Annotated in this window: 9 protein-coding genes; 4 read left to right on the plus strand and 5 right to left on the minus strand. The window is 70.2% G+C overall.

The features are described 5' to 3' along the window. Positions 1-113 precede the first annotated feature (113 nt). From E4099_RS24495 to E4099_RS34920, 4 genes are all read right to left on the minus strand, one after another. On the minus strand, positions 114-332 hold the full coding sequence (locus tag E4099_RS24495; RefSeq protein ID WP_245245133.1) for a hypothetical protein: 219 nt from the start codon (positions 330-332) through the stop codon (positions 114-116). 411 nt (positions 333-743) lie between these two features. Next, positions 744-1886: a hypothetical protein gene (locus E4099_RS24500; RefSeq protein ID WP_386390290.1), complete on the minus strand. Its 1143-nt coding sequence runs from the start codon at positions 1884-1886 to the stop codon at positions 744-746. A gap of 71 nt (positions 1887-1957) precedes the next feature. Next, positions 1958-2287 (minus strand): hypothetical protein, encoded by a 330-nt coding sequence (locus E4099_RS24505; RefSeq protein WP_135341290.1) that lies wholly within the window; start codon positions 2285-2287, stop codon positions 1958-1960. Further along, a complete protein-coding gene (locus tag E4099_RS34920; protein ID WP_280923522.1) occupies positions 2284-2415 on the minus strand; it encodes a hypothetical protein in 132 nt (43 codons plus the stop codon). Before E4099_RS34920 ends, E4099_RS24505 begins: the two co-directional genes overlap by 4 nt. A 901-nt stretch (positions 2416-3316) precedes the next feature. Between E4099_RS34920 and E4099_RS24510 the strand changes: the two genes are divergently transcribed. Beyond that, positions 3317-4081 (plus strand): GntR family transcriptional regulator, encoded by a 765-nt coding sequence (locus tag E4099_RS24510; protein ID WP_342451943.1) that lies wholly within the window; start codon positions 3317-3319, stop codon positions 4079-4081. Then, on the plus strand, positions 4078-4641 hold the full coding sequence (locus E4099_RS24515) for a GNAT family N-acetyltransferase (RefSeq protein WP_135341295.1): 564 nt from the start codon (positions 4078-4080) through the stop codon (positions 4639-4641). The genes E4099_RS24510 and E4099_RS24515 overlap by 4 nt, the downstream gene beginning before the upstream one ends. Before the next feature lie 287 nt (positions 4642-4928). Here E4099_RS24515 and E4099_RS24520 read toward each other — a convergent pair whose 3' ends face one another. Further along, the gene (locus E4099_RS24520) at positions 4929-6191 is read right to left on the minus strand and encodes a competence protein CoiA family protein (protein WP_245245134.1); all 1263 of its coding nucleotides are present in this window, start codon (positions 6189-6191) and stop codon (positions 4929-4931) included. A 259-nt stretch (positions 6192-6450) separates the two neighbouring features. On the opposite strand from E4099_RS24520, the gene E4099_RS24525 reads away from it, so the two are divergent. Both E4099_RS24525 and E4099_RS24530 read left to right on the plus strand, forming a co-directional pair. Then, entirely contained in the window at positions 6451-7596 is a 1146-nt protein-coding gene (locus tag E4099_RS24525; RefSeq protein ID WP_135341292.1) for a hypothetical protein, read from the plus strand. 29 nt (positions 7597-7625) lie between these two features. Then, the gene (locus tag E4099_RS24530) at positions 7626-8519 is read left to right on the plus strand and encodes a phosphorothioated DNA-binding restriction endonuclease (RefSeq protein ID WP_135341293.1); all 894 of its coding nucleotides are present in this window, start codon (positions 7626-7628) and stop codon (positions 8517-8519) included. The last annotated feature ends 93 nt before the right edge of the window (positions 8520-8612 follow it).

Below are 8612 nucleotides of genomic sequence, written 5' to 3' on the forward strand. Positions count from 1 at the left end.
GTGGGGCTCCGCGGGGCGTTGGGGAAGACGGGTTCGGGTGACCGGGCCGCTTGTGGCGAGTCGGCGGCGCAGGCGCCAGGAGCGAAGGCGGCGCAACAGCAGCAGGGGGCGGTTCATCGGCTCCGCCGCCCTCGGCGGTCTTGGCGGGCGCGCTCGGCGTCCTCCCACGCCTGACCCTGCCGGTCGGCATCCCGCGCGTTGCGGTGGTGAGCTTCGCGGCGCTTGCGCGCCGCCTTCTCGGAGGCGGACTCGCGGTCGTTGTAGTCGGACTTGGCCATGGACCGGTCGTTGCCGATCAGCCCGAAGAACGCCATCACCGACCCTCCGTCCATGAACCGAAGGGGATGAGGATGCGGCGTGTCATCCTGGGTCAGCTCCTTACGAAGTCGGGGCGATGACCGCGGCTGGCAGGCCCTGGAAAGCGGCCAGCACGCGGTCTGAGTTGAAGGCCGTGCTCCCAGCTAGGCCCTGGAAAGCTGCTGGCAGCACGGGGCCCCGGTGCTCACGCGGTGAGCGCCGGGGCGATGTCAGCGGTGGTGCGGTTGGTACGTCGGCTGCTGGGTTATCGGGTTCGGCAGCGCTCACCGGGTCTGCTGTCGGATCTGCTCGCCGGTCGCGGACATAGCCGCGGGCCGGGTCACTCACCGGCTGCTCGCCGGGTCTGCGATGCCGTGTCGACTTCCGGCAGTCGCAGCAACGGCCAGCCCCCGTCGAGAGGGCTGGCCGTCACTGGTGGTGCCGGACTACTGGTCCGTCGTGCTCTCACTCGCCTCGCCCGCGTCCTCGACGCCGGCACCGGCTTCCTCGTGGGACATCAGCTGACCCCACGCCTTGCGCACTCGCTGCTCCCCGCCGACGTACCCGCCATCCCGGAACGCCGTGACGGCCTGCCGGTAGGACAGGGGCGGATCCTCGGAGTACCGCAGGTGCCTCAGCACGACATCGAGCTGGTCGTCCGTGAGGTGCTCGCCGGGCACGGGCGTGGGCACGCCCGCCACAGCCGCCAACTCCTCCAACGTCGGGGCCCCACCAGCAGCCGACTCGGCCGGGTCATCGACTCCGTCGGATTCGCCGGGCGTCACGGGCGTCACGGCAGGCGTCACGGGGGGCGTGACGGGTGCCTCCGCCGCCGTCGGGACAGGGTCGGCAAGGGGCACTGCGGGCGGATCCGGGATGGTGACCTGCGGTTCGGTGTCACCGCCGTCCGGCAGTCCGCTCTCCAACGCAGGCCGGTTACCGTCGGCCGGCAGGGGGGCCGTCACGGGCGTCACAGCAGGCGTCACGGGGTCCGTGACGGCCGTGACGGGGGGCGTCACGGCGAACATGGCGGCCAAGGCGGCGTCGGCGCCGTCCGTGACGCGGTCCTGCTGGACCGCCAGCAGCCGCGGCGCCAACGACGGATCACCGGCACCGACCTTCCGCGCGAGCCGCCACGACTTGCGCTCCGACCGATCCTTGACGCTCGCCTTGGGGTGGTTCGCCGCCCGGGCCCGGTGGTAGGCCAAGGCCCGCACCGTGGCGGCGGCCTTACGGTCAGCCTCGGCATCCCGGCCGGACACGTGGACCACGATGCGACGCGCCAGGAACGCCATGCCCTCAGCCGAGACACACATGCCCATCGGCGTCACCGCGTAGATCACCATGCTGCCCGCGCCATCGGCAGCCATCGCCGACATCGCCGACGCGCCAGCTGGCAACGCCCACAGGCCCACCCGGATCACCAGGGGCGAAGACTGGCCCAGCATCGTCAGCCCCAGCACCACCAGCGCCAGGACAGCAGTTGCGCCCTCACCGGCCGCCACCGCGCCCGACGCCGTCCCCTTGCCGTAAGCATGGCTGACGTTGCTGAAGGTGCCGAAACCACCGGCAACCCCAGTGGCGAGCATGGGAGCGAACGCACCGCTCAGAACCCACCGTTGGGTTGTGGTAAGCGGTTTGGGCGAAGAAGTGCTGTGCATCAGGCCACCGCCTCCAGGACGTCGGCGGGGTGGTGGACGCCGCCAAAGCCAGTCACGTACAGGCGGATACCGGCGTAGTCGACGCTGGCCTCCAACACCAACGGACACCCCGCCCGCGGGCCGGAGCACGTTACCGACTCGACCGGGATACCCAAAGCCTCCCGCCACACCTCGAAGACACCGAGGCCCTCATGAACGATCAGCTCCAGCCGCCCCGGGTAGCGCCGGGAGACCTCCACGTTCACGGCCGGCAGATCAGGGAAGTCCGCCACCAGCACACGCAGCGCCCTCATCGACGCCGCGAGGTCGGACATGGTCAACTCGCTCACTGGTTCTCCCCTCGCAGCGCCGCGGCTTCCTGCCGGGCGGCTTCGGCCGCCTCGGCGGCCTGCTGCGCCTCCTCAAGGCGCTGCTGGGCGAGCGCATCGGCAGCCTGCTGCTCAGCGATCTCGCTCACCGGGAACCACCCCCGGCCCTGACGCGCCGCAGCGCCTCGTCGAGATCCGGGTCGGAGTCGGTGGGGTGCGGGGGCGAAGCATGGGATGCCATGCTGTGGGTGATCACAGGTAGGTCCTTTCGACAGGTGCCTGTGGTTCGCGCCGCCCGGGTAGGCCCCCGGGCGGCGCTTCCGTTGTGCGGTACGCCGCAGAAAGCCCGGGGCCAGCAGCCCCGGGGATGAAGCCCGTGTTCGGCTCCCCGCACTCCCGCCCGTACAGCACCGCGAGCACGGCCTGGACGGTCGGGAGAGGCAGCCGACCGCAGCGCTAGACGCTGCGATGCCGGGAAGAGGGGCGACCGGAAGGGGTGAGCCCGGCGCCGCCGGCCGGTCGATCACGGCGACGCCCAGATGTGTTGTCGGTTCACACCGCCTCCAAAACCCGCACATAGGGGCAAGGCTTCACTGGCCCGCCGTTGCCGCGGCGGGCCAGTCCCGAGCCTGAGAATCGGGCGCGTCATCGTCACTGCTCTGACGCCAGCAGGGCGGCGCGCACCAGGTGGCACCGCAGGGGACGGGCCCCAGCGGTGTTCTCCAGAGCTGGCACGCGGGCGGGACAGGTTCACCCGCCGCTAAGTGGCCGCCGCGGCCATCACCCGGCCGCCTCGGGGGCGGGGACTTCCACCCCGCCGTTCGTTCACATCTCTGTTGAGTTCTCAAAGTGCGATCGCTTCCTTCGGGCCCGTTTCAGAGGCCCTCCGGTGCTTAGCGCAGCGCAAACTAGACCTTGATTGGCCTGGTTTGCTTGCTCAACTTGTAGGCACAAGCTGTACCGTGATGGTGCACCGACGGAACGTGACGCGTCAAGCGATTGGAGGGCCACATGTACCGACAAGTTCAGCGAGTGCGACATGATGACGGCATGACTCCGCCCAAATACCGCCAGGTGGCCGACGCTCTGCGCCGGGAAATCGACAGCGGGAAGTACCCGCCAGGGTCTCGCCTGCCGTCGGAAAGTGAGCTGTCCGGCCGCTTCGACGCATCCCGGAACACCGTGCGGTCCGGACTGGGTGTCCTCGTCAGCGAGGGGCTGATCACGTCAAGCCAGGGGCTCGGCTACGAAGTGCGGTCGCACGAAGTGTTCGAGCTCAACGCCTCGAAGTTCGAGAACCTGAACTTCCCGCAGAACGGCGACGCCTACAACACCGACGTCACGAACGCCGGCCGCCGCCCCCACCAGACCTTCCGGGTGGAGATGCTCCCTGCTCCGAAGGACGTCTCGGAGCGGCTGAGAATCGAGGCCGGCACCAAGTCCGTGCTTCGGTTCTGCCACCGGTACGTGGATGACGTGCCCTGGTCGACTCAGGCGACGTACTACCCCGGGTGGCTGGTCGAGGAGGCACCACGGCTAGCCGAGCCGGGCGACATCGCCGAGGGAACGACACGCTACCTCGCGGACCACGGCATCACGCAGGTCGGGTACTTCGATGAGCTGTCCGCCCGGATGCCCACGCCGGATGAGGCTCGTCTGCTGGAGGTCGGCGCTGGGGTCCCCATGCTGCTGTGGATGCGCACGGGCTACTCCGAGAGCAAGCCCATCCGGTGCACGATCACGACGTTCCGGGGAGACCTCAACCGCATGAACTACGAGATCGGCGATCTGTCCGCGCGAGGGGAGTCGCTGTGATCATCACTCTCGCCGAGCCGGGTGATCTCCCCAAGCTGCTGGACTTCCGGCGCGAGGCCGCGGCTTGGCTGAGCGAGCTGGGCACCGATCAGTGGAGCCGCCCTTACCCGGCAGACCGCCTGCTGGCGACCATCGAAGCGGGGATGGTCTTCATGCTGCGCGATGGTGAGGCGACCGCGGCCACCATCACCCTGACGCCTGAGGCGGAAGACGGCCTGTGGTCCGCCGCTGAACTCGCCGAGCCGTCGATGTTCATCAACAAGCTCACCGTCGCACGGACTCATTCCGCTCAGAACCTGGGCGGCAGGCTCATCGATTGGGCCGGTGACCGTGCACACCAGGCCGGAGCCAGGTGGCTCCGGCTGGACGCCTGGACGACCAACGAAGCCCTCCAGCAGTACTACCTGCGGCAGGGGTTCGCACACGTCCGCACGGTGACGGAAGGGGGCGCGGTCAATGGCGGGCCCCGGGTGTCCGGATGGCTGGCACAGCGCGCGACCCGGCCGGCAGAGCACGGATTCACGGATCGAACCCCGAAACCAGCACTCCTTGAAGCCTGAGGGGCGGAAGCCGGCAAGGGGTGGTCGTTGTCCTGATCTTTGTTCAGTGCGCTGACGGATGCCACCGTTCACCGCCGTACACGCACCCCGCCTGACCTGCCCCGCGAACCCCCGTGAACGCACCCGTACGGCCACGCGCACAGTTGGAAAGCGTGTTGGGGGCAACCCCTCACGAGTTCGAATCTCGTATCCTCCGCCACGGCCCACCAGCCGAACCGAAGGTCCCGACCGCGCAGCGGCCGGGACCTTCGTCGTTCGCTGGTTCCCGTGTGGGGTTGATCGACCGGCTACCGCCCGTTGAGGACGGCCCGGCACGCCCTGCAGTACAGGGCGGCGTTCCGCCCGTAGCGCCGCATCAGCTGGTCGCAGCCGGCGCACGGCCCGAGTTCCCACACCGGGCATCCCAGCGCGGCAGAGGCGGCGGCGCGTTCCACGGTGGTGATCCGCATCGGGTCGCGGGAGCGCTGGACCGGCATGCGGGGAAGCGTGAAGCCCCCGGTCGGCTGGTCAAGGTCACGGATAGGCCGGCCGTCACTGACGAACCAGCCCTCCTCCCCCGCTCGGCAGGCGCGGTCGATCTCCTGCTCGGCGAAGGTGATCACGTCGTCCTCGTCTTCGGCCGGGGCCGTCGGGGCAGGCGTCGTCTCGCCGGTGAGCTCCTGCCACAGCGCGCGGTCGTCGGCCGAGACCCACATGTGCCGGCCGGCGCGACCGTTCCCTCGGTTGGGCACGTAGACCGGGACGCTCGCGCCCGTAGCGCTCCGCAGGACCAGGTCCTCGATGTGGACGGGCTTCCGCTGCGGGAGGCACAGCGCGGGGACGAACCAGTCCGCGTGGATCGTGCCGCAGTGGCCGGCGCCCCCGCTGACGAGGCAGTGACGCTCGCTGCTCGGCACGCACTTCCAGACTTCGAGGTGCCGGTACCCGCCGCGGATCACCATCTCCTTGCCGTCGGCGATGTCCTTCCACGGCATGTCGTCGACCCGCGCCCACGGAGCGCGGTCGATCAGGGAGGCCGTCCGGTCCTTCGCTACCCACAGCGGGGTGATGCCGTGCTCCACGGCGTTGACCGAGCGCCGGTGGACGCTGCTGGGACTGAGGTGGTGGTACTGGATCTCCCAGCCGATCCGTGTGCCGCCGGGCCCGACGACGACGGCGTCCGAGATGCTGCGCCGGTTGCCGATGGGAACCTCGGCCTCGGCGTCCAGGCCGTACCGCCCGGCGGTCTCGACGATCCGCTCCTTGGTGGCCTTGTGCTGGGCGCTCTCCGCCGGCGTCGCCCGGTGCGTGATCGGCAGGTGCGAGGCGACGAGCGGTCGCCGACCGCCCACGCGCCCCCGGCGGATGAACATCCAGGGCGACTTCCCGCCCGACTCCGACAGGCACTCGCGCTTCTCGTGGTGCGCCAGGCATTCGAGCAGTTGCGGATCGCGCTCGGAGACGCTGGCGGTGATCTCCTGGAGCAGATCGGGACGGTCCGGGTGACCGAGGTCGGGCAGGGACAGATTGATCTCTATGCCATATCCGGTGTGCCACACCCCATTTGCCATCTCCCAACCGTAGGGAGAACGGGTGGCGTCCGACAGGTCGCCGCCGCGCCCACCGGGGATCCGCTCGCCATCGCGACGGAGAGCGCGCGTCGTAGGCGTTCACTCGTCCCCGAGGTACCCGAAGCAGCTGGTCACCTCGGGGTCCGGTCACCGACTCCGGCGTTCGCCTGTGCTCGGCCATCGCCCTCGTTAGGCTGAGGCAGCGGTGGGGGGAGTGGGGATCCCGCCAGGGCACAGGGCCGAGCACAGGAAGGCCACCGTGGTGGAGAGATTGCGGCTTGCCGACGTCGAGCACATCGCCACCGATGAGCTCGTGCCGCTGATCACGGACAGCTTCGACAACCTCGTCACCGTCTCCATCGCGGAAGCCACCAACGGCTACATCCCGCAGAAGACCCGCCGCCTGCTGCGGAAGGCGGAATGGCGGCTGGACTGGCAGGACGCGCTGCTCTGCGCCTGCGGGGAGCTCCAGGTCGCGTGCGAACGGATGCGCTACACCGGCGATCCCCGCCTGCAGCCCACCGAGCACCGTCTGCACCGCGTCCGCAACCGCAGGCACGAAGCCGGCATCCTGGCCAAGAAGTTGCGCCGCAACGACTTCAACAACAGCACCGAGCGGAAGAACGGCACGAGCTCCCACAGAACCGCCCAGGGCTGGCTGAGGCAGGCGTTCCCCGACGAGTACACCGCCCTCGTCCAGCAGGAGCGGGCCCGCCGGCACCTGGACGACGCGCCCGAGACACCGGCTTTCCGCGATGTCCACGAGCAACTCGCCTACGCCTGCTCCCATGGCCTGATCACGGCCCCGCGCACCGCTGAGGTCGAGGCGCTGCTGGCGGCCTCCGACCTCACGGTACGGAACGCCGCCGCCGACGACGCCAAGGCCCAGGAAGAACGCAGCATGGCGCTGCGCCATCCGCTGTTGCTGGGGCGCTGGGAGAACGCCCTGCGAGAGCTCGGCTACATGGTCATGGGGCAGGCACGAGCCAAGACACCACACGGCTTGGGGGCCCTTCCGGACCACTTCTACACACTCCCGCAACCGGAAGCGATGGAGGTGCTCAACGCCCGGCGCTTCCTCGCGGCGGTCCAGCAGCGACGCACGGAGTACAAGCGCTGCGTCCGCCAACTCACCCTCGCCCTGCGCGAACGCCGGCGGGAGGCCCCCCGCGCGGTCGCCTTCACCGAGGCCAAGGAGGAGGCCAGCCGACTCCTGGTCGAGGCCCATCCGGCCGAGTACGCCTACATCCGCTCGGTGCTCGGCCCCTACGAGGTGCGGGACGGCTGTCTGCCCACCGAACTCGTCGGCAACGGTCAGCGGGCGCGGATCAAGCAGAGCGTCCTGACCGCGTTGGCACAGGGCACATGGCCGCAGCCGGCGCCGACTCAGCCGGACCGGCCCTAGGGAAACCGGACCCCATACGATCACCCCTCATGGACTGGCTTGAGCGCGCCGCGAAGCTGAGGCAGTGGACCCGGAGCGGGACACGTGCTCCGCACAAGCCGCTGCTGTTCCTGTACGCCCTCGGCCGCTACCAGCTGGACAGCGACGGCGAGTTGGGCTACAGCGCGGTGGAGGAGGATCTCAAGCGGCTGCTGACCGAGTACGGCCCGTCGAACAGGTCCACGCCCGCCTACCCGTTCCACCACCTGGTCAGCGACGGGGTGTGGGAGGTGCGCACGCGCCATGGGGCGGGCAGCCCTGGCACCGGAGTGCGCGAGCTGCGGGAGACCGGGGCCGCGGGGCGGCTGGTACCGGAGCTGCGGGCGGCGCTGCGCCGGGAGCCCTCGCTGCTCGGACGGATGGCCCAGGTCCTGCTCGACCTCAACTTCCCGCCCTCGCTGCACGGCGAGTTGTGCGAGGCCGTGGGCCTGGAGCTGGAGCCCGCGCGGACCGAGCGGCTCTCGCCGGCCCGGCGGCAGCGGGACCGGCGGATGCGCGAACTGGTGCTGACGGCTTACGAGTACCGGTGCGCCTTCTGCGGCTACGACGGCCGGATCGGCGCGGTGCCGGTCGGATTGGAGGCCGCCCATGTGCGCTGGTGGGCGTTTGACGGTCCGGACGAGGTCGACAACGGACTGTGCCTGTGCTCGCTGCACCACAAGCTCTTCGACAAGGGTGTCCTGGGCATAGGCGACGACCACCGGGTCCTGGTCTCGCAGCGCTTCGTCGGAGGCAGCCCCGTCGCCCGCGACCAGGTCATATCGCTCGCCGGCCGGCCACTCATCGGCCCCCAGGCCGGCGCCAGCCCCATCGCGCCGGCCCACCGCTACTGGCACGCCGACCAGGTCTTCCAGGGGGCGCCGCGGCCCGCCGCCGCCGTCTGATCCGGGGTTCGCTACTCGCCGGTGATCGGTGGCCTCCCCTGGCCCCGAGGTACGGCGGGCCGGGGTGGGGCGACTTCCCGCCCCGGCCCGCCG

The sequence above is a fragment of the Streptomyces palmae genome, from assembly GCF_004684805.1.
Taxonomy (GTDB): domain Bacteria; phylum Actinomycetota; class Actinomycetes; order Streptomycetales; family Streptomycetaceae; genus Streptomyces; species Streptomyces palmae.